At 70.4% G+C, this 18,747-nt stretch carries 15 protein-coding genes; 9 read left to right on the top strand and 6 right to left on the bottom strand.

Annotated features, from left to right (window positions below):
• The first annotated feature begins 273 nt into the window (after window positions 1-273).
• The 4 genes from QH276_RS05505 (at window position 274) to QH276_RS05490 (ending at window position 8,085) form a co-directional block, all read left to right on the top strand.
• The gene (locus tag QH276_RS05505; protein WP_280406650.1) at window positions 274-3,138 is read left to right on the top strand and encodes a DUF5691 domain-containing protein; all 2,865 of its coding nucleotides are present in this window, start codon (window positions 274-276) and stop codon (window positions 3,136-3,138) included.
• Window positions 3,135-4,241, top strand: coding sequence for an ATP-binding protein (locus QH276_RS05500; RefSeq protein ID WP_280396561.1), 1,107 nt, complete (start codon window positions 3,135-3,137; stop codon window positions 4,239-4,241). Before QH276_RS05505 ends, QH276_RS05500 begins: the two co-directional genes overlap by 4 nt.
• A gap of 71 nt (window positions 4,242-4,312) precedes the next feature.
• Window positions 4,313-6,916 (top strand): DUF5682 family protein, encoded by a 2,604-nt coding sequence (locus QH276_RS05495; protein ID WP_280396562.1) that lies wholly within the window; start codon window positions 4,313-4,315, stop codon window positions 6,914-6,916.
• Window positions 6,913-8,085 (top strand): VWA domain-containing protein, encoded by a 1,173-nt coding sequence (locus QH276_RS05490; protein ID WP_280396563.1) that lies wholly within the window; start codon window positions 6,913-6,915, stop codon window positions 8,083-8,085. The genes QH276_RS05495 and QH276_RS05490 overlap by 4 nt, the downstream gene beginning before the upstream one ends.
• Window positions 8,086-8,262: 177 nt before the next feature.
• On the opposite strand, the gene QH276_RS05485 is transcribed toward QH276_RS05490, so the two are convergent.
• From QH276_RS05485 to QH276_RS05475, 3 genes are all read right to left on the bottom strand, one after another.
• Complete coding sequence (locus tag QH276_RS05485; protein WP_280396565.1) at window positions 8,263-10,776, bottom strand: ABC transporter permease; 2,514 nt, start codon at window positions 10,774-10,776, stop codon at window positions 8,263-8,265.
• Window positions 10,777-10,790: 14 nt separating this feature from the next.
• Entirely contained in the window at window positions 10,791-11,561 is a 771-nt protein-coding gene (locus tag QH276_RS05480) for an ABC transporter ATP-binding protein (protein WP_280396564.1), read from the bottom strand.
• A gap of 236 nt (window positions 11,562-11,797) precedes the next feature.
• Window positions 11,798-12,511, bottom strand: a complete 714-nt coding sequence (locus QH276_RS05475; RefSeq protein WP_280398521.1) for a hypothetical protein — start codon at window positions 12,509-12,511, stop codon at window positions 11,798-11,800.
• A gap of 63 nt (window positions 12,512-12,574) precedes the next feature.
• On the opposite strand from QH276_RS05475, the gene serC reads away from it, so the two are divergent.
• The 3 genes from serC (at window position 12,575) to QH276_RS05460 (ending at window position 16,300) form a co-directional block, all read left to right on the top strand.
• Window positions 12,575-13,699 (top strand): phosphoserine transaminase, encoded by a 1,125-nt coding sequence (gene serC / locus QH276_RS05470; protein ID WP_280398522.1) that lies wholly within the window; start codon window positions 12,575-12,577, stop codon window positions 13,697-13,699.
• A 233-nt stretch (window positions 13,700-13,932) separates the two neighbouring features.
• Window positions 13,933-15,357 carry a septation protein SepH gene (gene sepH, locus QH276_RS05465; RefSeq protein ID WP_280406649.1) on the top strand — a complete coding sequence of 475 codons (1,425 nt, stop codon included), beginning with the start codon at window positions 13,933-13,935 and terminating at the stop codon, window positions 15,355-15,357.
• 166 nt (window positions 15,358-15,523) lie between these two features.
• A complete protein-coding gene (locus QH276_RS05460) occupies window positions 15,524-16,300 on the top strand; it encodes a DUF6928 family protein (RefSeq protein WP_280398524.1) in 777 nt (258 codons plus the stop codon).
• A gap of 12 nt (window positions 16,301-16,312) precedes the next feature.
• On the opposite strand, the gene QH276_RS05455 is transcribed toward QH276_RS05460, so the two are convergent.
• Together QH276_RS05455 and QH276_RS05450 are read right to left on the bottom strand one after the other, a co-directional pair.
• Complete coding sequence (locus tag QH276_RS05455) at window positions 16,313-16,618, bottom strand: DUF2537 domain-containing protein (RefSeq protein ID WP_280398525.1); 306 nt, start codon at window positions 16,616-16,618, stop codon at window positions 16,313-16,315.
• The gene (locus QH276_RS05450; protein ID WP_280406648.1) at window positions 16,615-17,418 is read right to left on the bottom strand and encodes a TrmH family RNA methyltransferase; all 804 of its coding nucleotides are present in this window, start codon (window positions 17,416-17,418) and stop codon (window positions 16,615-16,617) included. Before QH276_RS05450 ends, QH276_RS05455 begins: the two co-directional genes overlap by 4 nt.
• A gap of 78 nt (window positions 17,419-17,496) precedes the next feature.
• Between QH276_RS05450 and QH276_RS05445 the strand changes: the two genes are divergently transcribed.
• Window positions 17,497-17,913 (top strand): YccF domain-containing protein, encoded by a 417-nt coding sequence (locus QH276_RS05445; RefSeq protein WP_280397470.1) that lies wholly within the window; start codon window positions 17,497-17,499, stop codon window positions 17,911-17,913.
• Window positions 17,914-17,922: 9 nt separating this feature from the next.
• Here QH276_RS05445 and QH276_RS05440 read toward each other — a convergent pair whose 3' ends face one another.
• Complete coding sequence (locus QH276_RS05440) at window positions 17,923-18,372, bottom strand: MarR family winged helix-turn-helix transcriptional regulator (RefSeq protein ID WP_280406647.1); 450 nt, start codon at window positions 18,370-18,372, stop codon at window positions 17,923-17,925.
• A 48-nt stretch (window positions 18,373-18,420) separates the two neighbouring features.
• On the opposite strand from QH276_RS05440, the gene QH276_RS35495 reads away from it, so the two are divergent.
• On the top strand, window positions 18,421-18,738 hold the full coding sequence (locus QH276_RS35495) for a DUF2530 domain-containing protein (protein WP_432278785.1): 318 nt from the start codon (window positions 18,421-18,423) through the stop codon (window positions 18,736-18,738).
• Window positions 18,739-18,747 lie beyond the last annotated feature (9 nt).

Genomic DNA, 18,747 nt, shown 5'->3' with positions numbered 1-18,747 from the left:
CCGACCCGATACGGAGACCGATGGCCACCCCTCGCCAACCCCGTCGGGCAGCTCGTTGGTGTTGCACCCTCGAGGGGTGGCTCGGTCTGGCCGAACAGGACAGAATGCCAGAGGTCCGGCTGATTAGCAAGCGCTGGAGTTCGTGAATACCTCTCGGCGACAACCCCTTACGCTGCCGTCCCGGCGCCGCACGGCGGGTGTCGGTGGGGTGCGATAGAACTCTTGCGACCGAGAAAACGGGGGCACGATGACCGAACGATATGGGATCACCGGATGACACAGCGGTGGTCGGAGAACCAGGTGACAGCGCTCGCACCGGATGCGAGTTCACTCACCGCCGCACGCAAACTCGCCGGGAAATGGACCGGCACCGGATGGTGCGATACCGCGTTGTGGGGGTTGTGCGCGGGCAGCGGTAAGACGCCTTACCAGACGATCGTCGACCTGTCCGGGCCGGCGTTCCGGTGTTCCTGCCCGAGCCGGAAATTTCCGTGCAAACACGCGCTGTCGCTGCTGTTGCTGTGGTCCGGAGGCGCGGTCGGCGAAAGCGGCGAAACGGCCGATTTCGCCGCGGAGTGGATCGGTCGCCGCGTCGTGAAGGCAGCGGCGCCGAGGAAGAGCCGGGTTCCGAGCGCGGCCGCGGCGCAGCAGCGGCACGAGCGGGTCGCGGCCGGGGTGGCCGAACTCGATACCTGGCTGGCCGATCAGATCCGCACCGGATTGGCCCGGACGGATCGGTCGCCGGCCGCGTTCGAGGCCGTCGCCGCCCGGATGGTCGACGCCCAGGCGCCGAATATCGCGGCGGTGCTGCGCCGGATGCCGGCGGCTGTGGTCGGGCGGTCGAACTGGCCCGAGGTGGTATTGGGCCGGTTCGCCTGGCTGCGCCTGCTGCTCACCGCACACGCGAAACTGGATGCGCTGGCGGCACCGCTCGCCGCCACGGTGCGTGCTCATATCGGCTATCCGGTCGCGGCCGAAACCGTACTGGCCGAACCCCCGGTACGCGACCGGTGGGTCACCATGGGCATGCGGACCGGCGAAGAAGACCGGTTGCACACCCGCCAGAGCTGGTTGTACGGGGTCCGCACCGGCCGCTGGGCGCTGCTGGTCGACCATTCGCACGGTTCGCCGTCTTTCTCCGCCCAGGTGCCGCCGATCGGCCTGGTTACGGAAACGGATCTGCACTTCTATCCGGGTGCCGCTCCGCTGCGGGCTCTGGCCGGCGCGGCCGGCCCCGGCGCGGCCGTCCCGGATACCGGCGGCATCGCGGCCACCTCCGGCGCCGGCACCATCGCCGATGCGCTGCACGCGTTCGCCGTGGCCGCCGCCGCGGATCCGTGGCTGGAATCGTGGCCTGTGCTACTGCGCGCGGTCGTCCCGACCCGGACCGCGGACGACTGGCTGCTCGCCGAACCCGACGGCACCTCGATACCGCTGGTGGAACCGGCCCGGCCATGGCAATTGCTCGCCTTCTCCGGTGGCCGGCCGATCACCGTCTTCGGGCTCTGGAACGGCCGCCGTCTGGAAGCTGTCTCGGTGCTGGCCGCCGGCGAATTCCACGAGGCCGGTCCGGTGGCCGACGCGACTTACACCGCGGTCACCGCCGGTCCGGAAGCAGCCTCGATCGCCTTGCTCGGTACCGGCCACGGCACTGCCCCACTGCCGCGGGTGCCCGGGGGGGTGGCCGCGGCGGCCGGCGCATTGCCCGGCCGGGACGCCGCACACCGGCTGCTCGAAGCGACCGCACTGGACATCGCCTGGGCGCGCGGCGGGTACGTACCCGTCCACACCGAGCTGCCGGCCGAGCCCGCCGCCGTGGATCCCCGGCCACTGCTGCCCGCCGCCGCGGCCGACCGGCTGGCAGCGCTGATCGAAGCCCAGCCCGAATTCCTTCCGGAATGGTTCGCCGCCGCCGAGCCGCACGATTTCCGCGCGCCGGATCGCCTGGCCGGTCCACTGCTCGAATTCGCCGCCCGCGACGGCGAACTCCGCGAGGCGGCGTTGCGGCTGGCGGGTACGCGGGGCCGTTGGCTGGCCGAATGGATTCCGCGCTGGCATCAGCTGGTTCGCCGCGATACCGGGCAACCGGAGCCGAGCGCCGAAACCTGGCGGCTGGGCCTGCCGCCGGAGCGGGTCCGGTGGCTGGCCGCGCTGCGCCGCCGCGACCCCGCGGGGGCCCGCGCAACGCTCGAAGCCGCGTGGCCCCGGGAATCGGGCGCGGCGAAGGCCGATCTGCTGGCCGTACTGGCCGACGGCCTGGGTCCCGCCGATGAGGAGCTGCTCGAAACCGCGCTGCGGGATCGCCGCGGCGAGGTCCGGCGCACCGCTGCGGGATTATTGGCGCGGCTGCCGGATTCGGCGTTCACCACACGAATGTCCGAACGGGCCACCGCCTGGCTGAAATGCGCGCGCACCGGCCGCGATCGGGCGCCCGAACTCATCGTGGACATTCCGGAAACGATGGACGAGGCGGCCGCGCGGGACGGTTTCACCGATAACACGGCCGAATTCGGCTACCGCTGGAACGGACAGCCCGACCGAGCCGCGGCCCGGCTGCGGCGGCTCGTCGCGAACCTGCCGCTCGGATACTGGGCCGGCCCGCTGGGCTCACCGCGGGAGTCGGTCGCGGCCCGGATCGAGGACCGCTTCCGCCAGCCGCTGTTCGACGGCTGGATGGATGCGGCGCTGGTCCGGCGTGATACCGAGTGGGCCACGGCGCTGTTCGCGGTGGGCACCCCCTCGAACTCGGCCATTCTCCGGCGCCGCGAACTGTTCGCGCTGCTCCCGGCCGCGGAGCAGGCACGCCACCTGCTGCGCCTGGACGCCTCCTGGCTGTCGGAGATCGAATCGTTGCTGCCCGCGGTGGCCCGGCCCTGGCCGCCCGAGGTGGCCCGGCACCTCCTGCACCTGTTCGAGGAACGGGCCCGCACCGCCGCCCGGCGGCCGGGCGCGCCGGGCACCCGGCCGGCCGCCCACCGTTCGCTGCTGCACACCGCCGCCCGCCATATGCCACCCGCGTGCGCGCCCGCGGCCGAGACCTTGGCGAGCCGCTGCGAAGACGGCGACTGGACGGCCGCGCTGAACCTGCTCGCCCACCAACTTCACCAACGATCCATCATGCTCGAGGAGCTCCTGTGACCACCACCGAATCCGCCCCCGCCGCGCCGCTGCTGCGCCCGCACGCCGAACAGGCATTCGCCGGTGAATTGAGCGCGCTGGCCGCCGCCGACGACCGGCCCCGCCCGCCGTCGTGGAAACTGTCCCCGTGGGCCGTGGTGACCTATCTACTGGGCGGCACCCTGGACGACGGCACGGTGATCACGCCGAAGTACGTCGGTCCCCGACGGCTCATGGAGGTCGCGGTGGCCACCCTCGCCACCGATCGCGCGCTGCTTCTGCTCGGCGTTCCCGGTACGGCGAAAACCTGGGTGTCCGAACATCTGTCGGCCGCCATCAGCGGTGCCTCCACACTGCTGGTACAGGGCACCTCGGGTACCGCGGAGGAAGCGGTCCGGTACGGCTGGAACTACGCCCGGCTGCTCGCCGAAGGTCCCAGTGACGCGGCCCTGGTGCCCTCGCCGGTACTCAACGCCATGCGCGCCGGGTCCATCGCCCGGCTCGAGGAGCTCACCAGGATTCCCTCCGATGTGCAGGACGCGCTGATCACCATCCTGTCGGAGAAAACGCTGCCGATCCCCGAACTCGGCACCGAAGTACAGGCAGCGAAGGGCTTCAACATCATCGCCACAGCCAACGACCGCGACCGCGGCGTGAACGAACTGTCCTCGGCCCTGCGCCGCCGGTTCAACACCGTGGTCCTGCCGCTACCGGGCACCGAGGCCGAGGAGATCGATATCGTCACCCGCCGGGTCGCTCAACTGGGTTCGGCACTGGAGTTGCCCGAGGTACCGGCGGCCGCCGAGGAAGTGCGCCGCGTGGTACGGATCTTCCGGGAACTGCGCGCCGGTATCACCGCCGACGGCCGGACCAAACTCAAATCCCCGTCGGGGACGCTGTCCACGGCCGAAGCCATTTCGGTGATCACCAACGGGATGGCGCTCTCGGCGCATTTCGGTGACGGTGTGCTGCGGGCCGGCGATATCGCGGGGGCCGTCGTCGGTTCGGTGATCAAGGACCCGGTGGCCGACGCGGTGGTGTGGACGGAATACCTCGAGGCCGTGGTCCGCGAACGCGACGAATGGTCCGATTTCTACCGTGCCTGCCGGGAGCTCACGGCGTGAGTGCGTCAGGCCCGGAGGCGGTAGCGCAGCGTCACCACGCAGGGCCCGCACCCACGCCCCGACAGCAGAGCGTGAGTGCGTCAGGCCCGGAGGCGGAGACCCGGATCTACGGAATCCGGCATCACGGGCCGGGTTCGGCGCGCTCGCTGCGGCTGGCTCTCGCGGAATTCCGGCCGGATATGGTCCTGATCGAGGGACCGGCGGATGCGGACCCGCTGGTCACCCATATCGCCGCCGACACCATGGCGCCGCCCGTCGCCCTGCTGGGCTACGTCGCCGACGAACCGGCACGCGCGGCGTTCTGGCCGTATGCCGAGTTCTCCCCGGAATGGCAGGCCCTGCGCTATGCCGTCGGTAACGGTGTCCCCGTCCGGTTCTGCGATCTGCCCGCCGCGACGGCCCTGGCGCTCGACGACACCGGCGGCGGCCGGGACGCACTGGCCGAACTCGCCGCCGCCGGTGGCTACGACGACGCCGAACGCTGGTGGGACGCGGTCGTCGAATCCAGCACGGACGCCGGAACATTCCCCGCGATCACCGAAGCCATGGCCGCGCTCCGCGAAACCGCCGTCACCGCGCCGCCGTCCGACACGCCCGCGCGGCCCGCGACCGTCCATCCGGACCAGGCTCCCGGCCCGGCAGACCTCGACGGCCGTCCACCCCGGGGATCACATGTCTCAGGCGCCGAACCCGTCGCACTCGAGCCGGGAGAATCACCGGTTCCGGACGGTACACCGGCCGAACCCGCCGGCCCGCCATCCGGCCGATCGGCCGCCACAGCGGACACCTCCGCGGGCAGCCCGTCCGGTGCCGCCGCCGCTGAGTCGAGCGATACGGCCGCCGGCAGGTCCGACGGCACCGTGACGAGCGGACCCGGCAGCACCGTCACGGGCGAGCCCGACAACACCGCGACCGGGGGATTCGATGATGCGTCGGCGGCGGACGGCGACGTTGACGGGACCGGCGCGACCGCTCCGGAGCCGTTGATCATCGATCGGCATACGCTCGTGCGCGAAGCGCATATGCGGCAGGCGCTGCGCCGCGCCCGCAAGGACGGGGCGCGGCGGATCGCGGTGGTCTGCGGTGCCTGGCACGCCCCGGCACTGTGCGAACCCCTCGGCCCCGCCAACGCCGATCAGGCTCTGCTGAAAGGGCTTCCGAAGGTCAAAACCGGTCTCACCTGGGTACCGTGGACACATTCCCGGCTCGCGGCGGCCTCGGGGTACGGCGCGGGGGTCATCTCCCCCGGCTGGTACCAGCACCTGTTCACCGAGACCGCCCAGCCGATCGCGGCCTGGCTCACCAAGGTCGCGGGGCTGCTGCGCCGCCATGATCTGCCGGTGTCCAGCGCCCATATCATCGAGGCGGTCCGGCTGGCCGAAACTCTCGCCGTATTGCGCGGCCGGCCGTTGGCCGGGTTGTCGGAGGTCACCGAGGCAACACGGGCGGTGCTGTGCGAGGGTGACGACACCGTGCTGCGGCTCGTCGGCGAAGAACTCGTCGTGGGCGAGGCGCTGGGCACGGTTCCGGCCGAAACGCCCACCGTGCCGCTCGAAGCCGACCTGCGGGCGCAGTCGCGCACGCTACGCCTGAAACAGGAGGCCCTCGCCCGCACACTCGACCTGGACCTGCGCAAAGACCGCGATATCGCCAAATCGCGGCTGCTGCACCGGTTACGGCTGCTCGGGGTGGATTGGGGTGTCCCCGGGCACGATTCGGTCCAGTCCACCGGCACCTTCCGGGAGACCTGGGAGTTGCGCTGGGAGCCGGAGTTCGCGGTCCGGGTGATCGAGGCGGCCCGCTGGGGCACGACCGTGCAGGCGGCCGCCGAGGCCAAGATCCTCGATACCGCCGACCGCGACGGGAACGGTGTCGCCGAACTCACCGACGCCCTGGAATTCGCGCTGCTCGCCGATCTCCCGGGCGCTCTGGACGGTCTCATCGGCCGCCTCGGCTCCGCCGCCGCGATCGATCACGACATCACCCATCTGCTCGCCGCCCTGCCCGGTGTGCTCCGCACGCTGCGCTACGGCGATGTCCGCGGCACCGATACCTCGGCCCTGGCACAGGTCGCCGACAGTGTGCTCGTGCGGATCTGCGCCGGCCTCCCCGCGGCGGTCACCGGCCTGGGCGACGATACCGCCGCGGCCCTGCGCACCCAGCTCGATACGGTCACCACCGCGATACACACCCGCGACCACGCCGACTCCACCGAACAGTGGCTCACCGCGCTGGCCCGGCTGGCCGACCGCCCGGATATCCACGGCCTGCTGACCGGGCGAGTGGTCCGGTTGCTCTGCGACGCCGGCCGGTTCGACGCCGACGAGGCCGCCCGCCGGCTGGCCGCGGCGCTCTCGATCGGCCATACCGCGGCCGCCAAGGCCGCCTGGGTCGACGGTTTCGTCGGCGGCCGGGGGCTGGTCCTGGTGCACGACCGGGCGCTGCTGCGGCTGATCGACAACTGGCTCGCCGGACTGTCCGGCGATCAGTTCATGGAAGTGGTGCCGCTGCTGCGCCGCACCTTCGGGGCGTTCGAATCCGGGGAGCGCCGGGCCATCGGCTCGGCGGTCCGCGACCGCGACCCGGCCCGGCCGGCGACCACCACCGAAACCGATCCGGTACGCGGCGGACTCGTCCTGCGGGCCGTCGCCGATATTCTGGGGGTACCTGCGTGAACAGCACCGCGGCACAATCGGTTCCGGAACAGGAGCGGCTGCGCCGCTGGCGGCTCGTTCTCGGCTCGGCCGCCGAACCGGCGCTCGGCGGGCTCGGCGGCGCCGATGATTCGGCCGTCGACAAGGCGCTGGCCGCCGTCTACGACGCGGCGGACGGCCGGTCGGGCGGTGAACGCTCCGGTGGTCTGGGCGGATCCGCGCCGCGAGTGGCTCGCTGGCTCGGCGATATCCGCACCTATTTCCCGTCGACGGTGGTCGAGGTGATGCAGCGCGATGCGGTGGACCGGCTGAACCTCACCCAGCTGCTGCTCGAACCCGAACTGATGGAGGCCGTGGAACCCGACGTCCACCTGGTCGGCACGCTGCTCAGCCTGAACCGGGTGATCCCGGAGACCACCAAATCGACCGCCCGGATGGTGGTCGGCAAGGTGGTGAAAGAGATCGAGGAACGGATCGCCACCCGGACGGTCGCCGCGGTGAGCGGGGCACTGAACCGGGCTACCCGGACCTCGCGCCCCAAACCCCGCGATATCGACTTCGACCGCACCATCCGCAAGAATCTGGCCAACTACCTGCCCGAACAGCGCACCGTCATCGCCGAGCAGCTGGTGGGTTACGGCCGGCGCGCCCAGGCGGTGCACCGTGACGTGATCCTGGCGATAGATCAATCCGGGTCGATGGCCTCGAGTGTCGTGTACTCGTCGGTGTTCGGCGCGGTGCTGGCCTCGATGCGGTCACTGCGGACCTCGCTGGTGGTCTTCGATACCGAGGTCGTCGACCTCACCGAGAAACTCGCCGACCCGGTGGATGTCCTGTTCGGTACTCAGCTCGGCGGCGGCACCTATATCAACCGGGCCATCGCCTACTGCCAGTCGCTCATCACCCGGCCCGCCGACAGCCTGTTCTTCCTGATCTCCGACTTGTACGAAGGCGGGGTGCGGGAGGAAATGCTGCGCCGGATCAACACCATGAAGGAAGCCGGGGTGCAGGTGGTGGTGCTGCTGGCGCTCTCCGACGACGGCGCCCCTTCCTACGATCGCGAGAACGCCGCCGCGCTGGCCGCGCTCGGGGTGCCCGCGTTCGCCTGCACTCCGGACCGGTTTCCGGATCTCCTCGCCGAAGCCTTGAACCGCGGCGACCTCCGGCATTGGGGCACCGACCGGCAGTAACCTCGGCCGGGCCGGCTCGGCACCGGCGGCGACTGCGCCGGCATCTCCCGGCCCGGAACGACCGCCGGCCGTTCGCTCGCCGCGCGGTAACGCCGACCGGTTCGACCGGTGGCGCAGCGGCCGGACCGACACCCGCCGCGGGGACCGGCCGGGCGGCGTGCCCGGCCGGTGCCGCGTTCAGAGGTCGGCGATGGCCGCCAGCGGTGGAGTGCGGGCCGCCCGCACCGCGGGCCACAATGCCGCCAGCACGCCCACGACAGCGGACCCGATCAGCATGTACACCAGCTGATCCCAGGGCACCGCGATCTGATCCAGCCCGAAATCGCGCAGCGTCCGCAGGAATCCGACGCCCAGCCCCAGGCCCAGCACCGCACCGACGATCGCGCCGAATACCGCGATGAGCATGGATTCCAGGTAGATGGTGCGCCGGACCTGTGATCGTTGCGTGCCGACGGCACGCAACATACCGATTTCGCGCCGCCGCTCCACCACCGAGAGCGCCAGGGTGTTGACGATGCCGAGTACCGCGATGACCACCGCCAACGCCAGCAGCCCGTACAGGATGGCCAGCATATTGTTGATCTGTTTCGCGTTCTCGCCCTTGAATTCCTCGCGGTCCTGGACTTGGACGATGACGAATTCCTCGGTGGCGCGTTCCAGGTCGGTTCGCATGGCGGCGAGATCGGCACCGGGCTCGGCCTTGATCAGCACCGCGGCGTCGGTTCGCAGGGCGGGCGGCATCGCCTTCTCGAATACCGCGTTCGGCACGATCAGCGGGCCCAGTACCGGCGAATCCGCGTACACGCCGGATACGGTCAGCGGGATCTGGGTGCCGTCCAGTGTGTTGATCACCAGCCGGTCGCCGGCCCCGACGCCGTGCTCGGCCGCCTCGTCTTCGCCGAGCAGAATATCCGAATCTCCCAGCGCCGATGTGCCACTGCGGATATCGATATTCACGACCTTGTCCAGCGGGCCGTCCGGGGAGGTGCCGAACTCGTCGTCGTCGCCCACCTTCAGCATCACCCCGCGCAGTCCGACGACCTCGGCGGCCGCGGGCACCTTCTCCCGCACCGCATCGCTCGCGCCGGTGGGCACGCCCATCATCTGTGGCCCGGCGAGCACGTAATCGGCTTCCACCCCCTGATCCACGAGCCGCGAGATGCTCACCTTGGCCGATTCGCCGAGCATCCCGATCGCGGTGACCAGCATCAAACCGAGTGTCAGCGCGAACGCGGTGGCGGCCGTCCGGCGGGGATTGCGGATCGCGTTGTTGCGGGCCATCTGCCCCATCGGCCCGAACGGTTTGATCAGCCAGCCCAGGCCGGCCAGCACCGGTCGCGACAGCGCAGGCGCCGCGAACAGGACCGCGAGGATCAGCGCCAGCGCACCCACGCCGACGACCGCCGCCGCACCCCCACCGGTGTTACGGGCGCCGAGTACGACCAGCACCACACCCGCGACGGCCAGCAGCGCCCCCGCGACGGTCCGGCCCCGGAGCGTTTCACCGGCGGAGGCGAACTCCTCGCGCATCGCCTGGACCGGCGGGATACGGGAGGCGCGCCGGGCCGGCGCATAGGCACTGACCACCGTCACCAGCAGACCCACCACGAACGCCACCAGCACCGTGCGCGGCAGGACGGTCATCCGGCCGGTCGGCAGGCCGAGGTCGAACGCGTTGAGCAGCGCGGCCAGGCCGTAGGCGAGCCCGATACCGGCGAGCAAGCCGAGCACGCTACCGATCACACCGACGATCAGGGCTTCGGCGACCACCGAGCGCCCGACCTGCCCGCGGCCCGCGCCGATCGCCCGCAGCAGAGCCAGCTCCCGCAACCGCTGCGCCACCAGCATGGAGAAGGTGTTGTAGATGATGAACGTGCCTACGATCAGCGCGATCGCACCGAACGCGAGCAGAAAGTAGTTCAGGAAGTTCAGCGCCTCGGAGATCTGGGCCTTCATCTCCGCGCGGACCTGATCACCGTTCTGCGCCTTGTAGTCCGGGTACAGCATGGACAGCCGGTCGCGCAGCGTATCGCCGGGGATTCCGTCGGCCGCGATATCGAGATAGGCGACGTGCGATCCGTCGGTGAACAGCTCGCGTGCCTGCGCCTCGGTGAACTGCACCCCGATGAAACCACCGGTATCCGCGGCCGGCGCGTAGATGCCGGTGAGGGTGACGTCGATCGGGACCCCGTGCGAGGGCACCAGCACTTTCGTCTGCTCGCCGACCGTGAGCCCGGCGCGTTCGGCGGCGGTGGTGTTGAGCGCGATCTGGCCCGGCGCGGCCGGTGGTGTTCCGGCGACGAACGGGTCCGGTTCGGCGACCGAGCGCTCCGGCGGCAGGTAGACCGTCCCCATACTCGGGGCACCACCGGTCTGCACGGCTTTCTTACCGGTGGGGTCGAGCAGCACCACCGCCCCTTCGATCCCCGGGGCCACCGTCCGGACCCCGTCCATGGCGGCCACATCGTCGGCCACCTCCTGCGGGATACCGGCGGACTGCCGTTCCTCGGGGCTCAGCCGCACATCGACGCCCTTGGCCTCGTTCGCGAAGATCCCGTCGAAGGTGCGCTGGAGGGTATCGGTGAAAACGAACGAACCCGCGATGAACGCGGTCCCGAGCACCACCGACAGCAGCGTCAGCGCCAGCCGCACCTTGTGCGCGGCGAGGTTACGCAGCGCGACCGTGCGCATGGGATGTGCGGCCACTACTTGACCTCCAGGGCCTTCATCCGGTCCAGCACCGTATCGGCCGTCGGATCACGCATCTCGTCTACGATATGGCCGTCGGCCAGGAAGATCACCCGGTCCGCGTACGCGGCGGCGGTCGGTTCGTGGGTGACGATGACGACCGTCCGGCCGAATTCGTCCACCGCGGCACGCAGAATCGACAGCACTTCGCCGGAGGACCGCGAGTCCAGGTTGCCGGTGGGTTCGTCGCCGAAGATGATCTCCGGTTTCCCGGCCAGTGCCCGTGCGCAGGCCACCCGCTGCTGCTGCCCGCCGGACAGTTCGCTGGGCCGATGGCCGAGCCGGTCCTCCAGGCCGAGGCGTTTCAGGACGGTCGCCAGCCATTCCCGGTCGGGTTCGCGGCCGGCGATATCGAGCGGCAGGGTGATGTTCTCCAGCGCGGTGAGCGTGGGGACCAGGTTGAACGCCTGGAAGACGAAACCCACCCGGTCGCGCCGCAGGGCGGTCATCTCCTTGTCCGAGAGGTCGGTGAGTTCGGTGTCACCGATCCGCACCTGCCCGGAACTCGCCGCGTCCAACCCGGCGAGACAGTGCATGAGGGTGGATTTCCCGGATCCGGACGGGCCCATGATCGCGGTGAATTCCCCGCGAGCGAAATCGACCGATACCGCGTCCAGCGCGGTCACCCGGGTATCCCCCGATCCGTACACCTTGGTGAGTTCGATGGCACCGGCGGCAACAGCGGACCCGGGACCGGCCGAGTCCGTGTCGACAGCATGAGCAGTCATGCGTCCAGTCTGTCGGCCCACGCCCGCCCGCGCCATCCGGGATACCCCTGAATGCCCGACCCACCGTAGTCGTACCCGGCGACGCGACCACGGCGGCGCCGAGTCGTACGAGGCCCTCAGTGGTTTTGGCCCGTCCCGGCTGTCAGCGCTCGATGCGATGCGGCGAAGCCGCGAGTGTCGAGTGCTGACAGCAGGGACTCAGGGGGCCGAACCCCGCGCCGACGGAGTCGGCGCCATTAAACACAGTCCGGGTCCGCTTCCCAATCAATGGCGACCGAATCACCGTTGTCGACCGTGAAGAACGCGACCCGCAGCTTGGCGCCGAGGTCCAACTGTTCGATGGCCGACAGCGGCACCGGCTGCACCACTCTGACCCGCCAGGGATCCGGTTCGTCCCAGGCGCGTAGCTCCAGGTCCAGGCGCAGTACCGGGTCGTCGCAGCCGCAGTAGTCGACGGCGACCGGGTTCACCGCGAGAACCGTCGCGGTGGCCCGGCGGCCGTCGGCCAGGATCTTGGCCAGGGCCGCGCGGCCGGGGTCGGCCTCGCCGGGGGGATAGAGCACCATCCGGTCGCGGTCGTCCGGGTCCACCCGGCAGCACACCAGATCGCCCGGGCGCATCCGGTCCAGTTCGGCGCCGGATACCCGCTGCCGCACCTGCGCCTCGTAGGGCACCATCCCGGGCAACCGGACACGGACCCGGAATGTATAGCCGGGTTCACGCTTGCGGGTACGGGCCGCCAGGACCGTGGCCGACCCGGCGGTGCCGTACGTCAGCAGTTCCCGGCGATCGGCGCCGGTGGGGGCCTCGCCGCGCCGGCGGAACCGCCGGGGCAGCAGATCCCGGAGACTCCAGCGCGAGGCCGGTGGGACCGGCTCCGCACTGTGACCGCTGCCGCGGCCTTCGTCGGATCGATCTCCGGCAGCGCCCCTCGACGACCGCATGCTCATACCCGTCCACGTTAGCCGGAGTGTGGTACGCGGCACAGCAACGGCGCGGCTACGCTGTTGGCCATGACCAGTGCGTTCCCGACCATCCCCGATGAGCTCAAGCCCACCGACGGTCGTTTCGGTTGCGGCCCGTCCAAGGTCCGCCCGGAGCAGTTGCAGTCCCTGGTGGAGGTGGGTGCCTCGGTCTTCGGCACCAGCCACCGGCAGAAACCGGTCAAGGATGTGGTGGCCCGCGTGCGGTCCGGCCTGCGCGACCTGTTCTCGCTGCCCGAGGGGTACGAGGTGGTCCTCGGCAACGGTGGTACCACCGCATTCTGGGATGCGGCCGCGTTCGGCCTGGTCCGCGAACGCTCCCTGCACCTGACCTACGGCGAGTTCAGCTCGAAGTTCGCCAGTGTCACCAAGAAGAACCCGTTCCTGGGTGAGCCGATCGTGGTGTCGGCGGATCCGGGCAGCGCGCCGGAGCCGGTCGCCGATCCGGCCGCCGATCTGATCGCCTGGGCGCACAACGAAACCTCCACCGGCGTCTCGGTGCCGGTGCAGCGGCCGGCGGGGTCGGACGAGGCACTCATCGCCATCGACGCGACGTCGGGTGCGGGCGGGTTGCCGGTGAATATCACCGATGCCGATATCTACTATTTCGCGCCGCAGAAATGCTTCGCCGCCGACGGCGGGCTGTGGATCGCGCTGATGAGCCCGGCCGCACTGGCCCGGGTGCAGGAGATCAAGGATTCGGGTCGCTGGACTCCGGATTTCCTGTCGCTGCCGATCGCGATCGAGAACAGCCTCAAGGACCAGACCTACAACACCCCCGCACTGGCCACGCTGCTGCTCTTCGCCGACCAGATCGATTGGCTGAATCGCAACGGCGGCCTGGATTGGGCGGTGAAGCGGACGCTGGATTCCTCGTCGCGGCTGTACTCCTGGGCCGAGGCCAGCGAGTTCGCGACTCCGTTCGTCACCGATCCGGCGCACCGCTCGCAGGTGGTGGGCACCATCGATTTCGCCGATTCGGTGGATGCCGCAGCGGTTGCCAAAACGCTGCGGGCCAACGGGATCGTCGATACCGAGCCGTACCGGAAACTGGGCCGCAATCAGTTGCGGGTCGGGATGTTCCCGGCCATCGACCCCGAGGACGTGGCGCAGCTCACCCGCTGCATCGATTGGGTGGTCGGCAACCTCGGCTGACGGGGTTCACCTGCGAATTCGGGCCCGCCGCGCGTGTTGCGCGGCGGGCCCGCGCATATGTTGCCCGGATCACCCGGAATCGACTTGATACACAAGGGAATAGAGAAGATTAGCCGTAGGTGTCGGCCGCAGGGTACATTTCGGTGCCGCGTGTCTTGCCACACGAATCCCAGAAGTGCACTACTGTTCCAGAACGTGGGCGGTATCGCGAGCGACGCGATAAGGAGGTAACGGTGCGTGAACTTCGAGTGATCGGGGTGACGCCCGACTCCGCCCATATCGTGTGCGTCGACACGGAAAGTGGCCAGAAATTCCGGCTTCCCGCCGACGACAAACTCCGCGCCGCGGCCCGCGGCGACCTTGCCCGATTCGGCCAGATCGAGATCGAAATGGAAGCAACTATGCGTCCTCGCGATATCCAGGCTCGAATCCGCGCCGGCGCTTCCGTGGAACAGGTGACCCAGGAATCCGGGATGCCGACGAGCCGGGTGGAACGCTTCGCCTATCCGGTTCTGCTGGAACGCGCGCGCGCAGCCGAGCTCGCCCAGAAGGCCCATCCGATCCGGCCCGACGGCCCGGCGGTGGAGATCTTGATCGATGTGGTGACCGCGGCCTTCACCGCGCGCGGCCATACCCTCGACAACGCCGAATGGGATGCCTGGAAGGACGAGAAGGGTTTCTGGGTCGCCCAGTTGCAGTGGCAGAACGGCCGTTCGGAGATCGCCGCGCACTGGCGTTACCAGCCGGACGCGCACGGCGGCACCGTTTCCCCGCTGGACGATCCCGCCACCGATCTGATCGATCCCGATTTCGGCCGCGCGCTGCGCGGGCTGGCCTCGATCCTGCCGGTCGAAGCGGAGACACCGCCCGCCCCCGAGCCCGTGGTGGCCGAACCCCGGCGCGAGCCCGCCCGGCCGGCGGCGATGGACGACTACTACGAGCAGCGCGCGGTCGCGGGCGGTAGCACCACATTGCCCGCCGCGGCCCCGCTGTCCCCCGGCGCCGGCCGGACCACCGGCGCGGCCGCACTGCCGGCCGGTACACCCGCGGCGAGCACCCCCACCGCGCCCGCACCGGCCGAGCCGTACCGGCCGCCCGAGCCGGAGCCCTACCGCCCGCCCGCGGCCGAGACGGCGCCCGCACCGGTGCAGACTCCCGCGCCCCCGGTCCCGCAGCCCGCCCCGGCGGCAACACATTCCGCCGCGCACCAGCAGGCCCCGGCCCCGGCGCCCGAACCGGTAGCGCCCGCCCGGCCGCAGCCCGAACCGCAGCCCGCCCCGGCACCCGCCGAACCGGCCGCGGTGGCGGCACAGCCCGAACCCGCGTCACAGCCGACCGCGATGGAGCCCCCAGCCGAACCGGCCGAGTCGGCTACCGCGGCGACGGCAGCGCCCGCCGCCGCACCCTCGGCGCCCGAACCGCCGGCCATCGAGTCCGAGGTCGCAGCCGACGAGCCGGCCGCGACCGGCGCGAAGGCCGCGACCGAACCGGCCGAGCAGCCGGACGAATCCGCACCGGCCACCGCTGCCGCGGCCAAACCTGCCGCCAAGAAGGCACCGGCCAAGGCGGCGAAATCCGCCGGGCGCAGCAAACGCGGTAAGGCGCCCATGCCGTCCTGGGAAGACGTTCTGCTCGGGGTCCGCAGCTCAGGTCACTAGCGAGCGGCGAACCGGCGTGTTTCCCGCGACAACCGCCCGATCCGCCCGGTCGGGCGAGTAAGTTCCGCTGTACGGCGATGCGGTCGATCCGGCTCCCAACCGGCGTCGGCCGCGGTGCGCGCCGAGCAGTTCACGACCCGGTTCGTGCGCTATCGGAGGTGGGTGGATGCTGTCCAAGATTTCCTCGGTCTGGTACGTCGATACGGCCGATCCGCCGGCGGTCCTGCGCGCCGACCCCGATCCCGATCCGGACGCGGCCTACGCCTTGGCCCGGCAACTCCATCCCGGCCTCGCGGTGGAACCGATCGCCCAGGCGACCCTCGGCGCGGCCACCGGCCCGCGACCCGACGAACTGTTCATCGGCTGCTACCCCGGCCTGACCCTGCTGTGCAGTGCGTATGCGGCCCGCGTGCATCCCACCGAGTTACCCGAGCTACTCGTCCGGCCGCTGGCCGAGGACCATACGTACCTGGTGTCGTTCGATCTGGAATACGGCTGGGGTTCGTTCGCGCATTGGGAGCGCGGCGAACTGCGCCGGGCATTCAGTTCCACCCGGCTCAATATCCTGCAGGACCAGGGTCTACCGCATATCTGGGAACGGCCGCACTGGGCGGGCGAGCATCCCATCCGGTGGCGGGTGGGCGAATTACCTGATCCGCTGGTGCTGCCGTTCGACCCGCCCGGTTTCGCGGATACGGCCAATCACGAATGGCTCGGTTTCCGGTATTTCCCCTTGTCGGGCGCAGCGGACGTCGCCGATGCCGGCCGACCCACGGTGACGCCCGACGAGATCCGTGTCTGCGGGTTCCGCCTGCACCCCGAGGACGAGTACCGCGACGCCGGGCACGATCCGCGGCCACCGCAGAACCGGATCAACCACGAGCGCAAGGGTCTGTTCTCCTGGCTGCGCGGACATGACGCCGCGGTGACCGCCGAGACGTAGCGGGCGCCCGGGTCAGACGCCGGCGAGTAATCCGATCCAGCCGAGCAGGACGCCCGCCGCGGCGCCGGCCAGTACCCAGCGGGTCACCGGCCGGGCCCGCCAGCGCCACGCGGTCGGCGCGATACCGACGGCCGCGACGATGTTCACCGCCAGCGAGAACAGCGGATGCACCTGGGTCAGGGCCGCACCGAAGGCGAAGACACCGACCGTGGTCAGCGCCCCCACCAGCCCGGCGACGGTGATACCCGCCGCCCACGGGGTGGGCTCGTCCGGCGGGCCGGAGTATCTGCCGTAGCCCGGATGACCGGCCCCGGTCATGAGGCCCGCACCCGTTCGTAGAAGGCCATCGCGGCGGCGGTGGCCACATTGAGCGAATCGGTGCCCGCGCTCATCGGGATTCGCGCCCGCAGATCCGCGGCGGCCATCGCCTCCTCGGTGAGTCCCGGACCCTCCGCGCCGAGCAGCAGGGCCACCCGCCGGCCGGTGAGGGCGGTGGCCAGGGTCGCGGCCCCCGGATCAGGACTCAGGGCGATCACCTGGAAACCGCTGCGGCGCAGGGTGTCCAGTCCACCCGGCCACTCCGGTACCTGAGCGAACGGCACCCGCAGCGCATGCCCCATCGAAACCCGCACCGACCGGCGATACAGCGGATCGGCACAGCCGGGCCCGAACAGCACCGCGTCCACGCCGAGCCCGGCGGCATTGCGGAACATCGCCCCGAGGTTCTCGTGATCGTTGACGCCCTCGAGCACCGCGACCGTCGTGGCGCCGGCGACGAGCCCGGCGAAATCGTGCGCCGGCGGCCGGTGGGCCACCGCCAGCACACCACGGTTCAGATGGAATCCGACGATCTGCGCCATCACCTCGGCGGAGGCACGATAGAACGGAATATCGCGCGCGGCGAGATCGGCGGCCAGTTCCTGCCATCGCTTATCCACACCGAGCACGGCGTGCGGCCGGAACGGCGAGTCCAGCATGCGCCGTACGACCACGGTCCCCTCCGCGATCACCAAACCCTTCCCGCCGGGACGGTCGGGTCTGCGGTCTGCCGCCTTCAGATCCCGGAAATCGTCGACCCGTGGATCGGCAGCGCTGTCCACATCGAGAACCACGGCCACGGCGCCTATCCTGCCAAGCCCCGCCGCGCGCCCGGCGCGGCGGGTGCGGATACCGCCGCGCTCGGGCATGCTTGAGGTATGAAGGTGATCCAGCTCCTGCTCAACATCCTCTGGCTGATCTTTGCCGGATTCTGGATGGCGCTGGGGTACTTCGTCGCCGCCTTGATCTGTTTCATCCTGATCATCACGATCCCGTTCGGGGTCGCCGCGCTGCGTAACGCCCTCTACATGCTGTGGCCCTTCGGCCGCACGACCGTCGAGAAGCCCGGTGCGGGCGCGGGCGCGCTGATCGGCAACATCATCTGGTTCGTGGTCGCCGGCTGGTGGCTGGCGCTGGGTCATCTCGCCACCAGCATCGCGCTGGCCTGCACCATCATCGGTATCCCGTTCGCGTGGGCGAACCTCAAACTGATTCCGCTGGCGCTGTTCCCGCTGGGCCGTGAAATCGTCGACAGCGACCGGCCGTTCGTGCCGACCTACGGCACCGCGCGCTGACCGGTGCGGCTATTCCGAATCGGCGACGATCTCGTTGAGGATGCCGACCGCCTGTTCGAGCACGTCGAGCTGGGCGGGGTTCAGGCCGGCGAGCTGCTCGCTCATCCAGGCCTCGCGGGCGGAACGCTCATCGGCGAGCAGCGCGTGCCCGGCCGGGGAGAGCGAGACGATGATCTGCCGGCCGTCGGTCGGATGCGGGTCACGAGCGACCAGGCCGAGATCGGTGAGCGAGGCGATCACCCGGGTCATCGAGGGGGGCTGCACCCGCTCCTTGGCCGCCAGTGCGCCGGGTGTCATCGCGCCCTCGTTACCGAGGGTGGCCAGAACCGAGAGCTGGGTCAGCGATATCTGCGATTCCGCACGCCGCCCCCGCAGATGCCGCGTCAAACGCACCACCGCCAGCGAGAGGTCGCTGGCCAGCGCCCGCACATCCGAGTGGGTATTCACAATGTGAACCATACGTGACACGCGGCGGATCGGCGCGCGTACTGCGGTTACGCTGAAAAGATGAACGCGCAGCTCCAGCAGTTCCCGTCGTGGCTCACCGATCCCCGTCCGGTGCTGGCCGTGGGCTCGGCGCTGTTCGCGATCGCGACGGCTGTCGTATGGCTCGCCGGTGACCGCTGGGAGTCCGCACGGCCGGTCTGCCTGATGGGTCTCGCGGTCGGCCTGCTGGGCTACCTGATCTTCGTGGTGCAGCGCCCCGGCGCGCCCCCCCGCGGCCAAGGCGGACCCCACCCGATATTAATAAACGCGCCAAAAAAAAAGTGCGCCGGGGGCCCACCCCCCCCCCCCGCCCCCGGGCCCCGCGGGGGACGGGGGTGATTGGATTTT

Origin of the sequence: Nocardia carnea, assembly GCF_029869215.1 — a bacterium.
Lineage (GTDB): Bacteria > Actinomycetota > Actinomycetes > Mycobacteriales > Mycobacteriaceae > Nocardia > Nocardia carnea_B.
Note: the sequence above shows the minus strand (reverse complement) of the source record. Positions and strands in the feature narration are given on the sequence as shown.

Coding starts and splice junctions, on each gene's coding strand:
- QH276_RS05505 (WP_280406650.1), top strand. CDS start 274: ATGACACAGCGGTGGTCGGAGAACCAGGTGACAGCGCTCGCACCGGAT.
- QH276_RS05485 (WP_280396565.1), bottom strand. CDS start 10,776: ATGCGCACGGTCGCGCTGCGTAACCTCGCCGCGCACAAGGTGCGGCTG.
- QH276_RS05480 (WP_280396564.1), bottom strand. CDS start 11,561: ATGACTGCTCATGCTGTCGACACGGACTCGGCCGGTCCCGGGTCCGCT.
- QH276_RS05475 (WP_280398521.1), bottom strand. CDS start 12,511: ATGAGCATGCGGTCGTCGAGGGGCGCTGCCGGAGATCGATCCGACGAA.
- serC (WP_280398522.1), top strand. CDS start 12,575: ATGACCAGTGCGTTCCCGACCATCCCCGATGAGCTCAAGCCCACCGAC.
- QH276_RS05460 (WP_280398524.1), top strand. CDS start 15,524: ATGCTGTCCAAGATTTCCTCGGTCTGGTACGTCGATACGGCCGATCCG.
- QH276_RS05455 (WP_280398525.1), bottom strand. CDS start 16,618: ATGACCGGGGCCGGTCATCCGGGCTACGGCAGATACTCCGGCCCGCCG.
- QH276_RS05445 (WP_280397470.1), top strand. CDS start 17,497: ATGAAGGTGATCCAGCTCCTGCTCAACATCCTCTGGCTGATCTTTGCC.
- QH276_RS05440 (WP_280406647.1), bottom strand. CDS start 18,372: ATGGTTCACATTGTGAATACCCACTCGGATGTGCGGGCGCTGGCCAGC.
- QH276_RS35495 (WP_432278785.1), top strand. CDS start 18,421: ATGAACGCGCAGCTCCAGCAGTTCCCGTCGTGGCTCACCGATCCCCGT.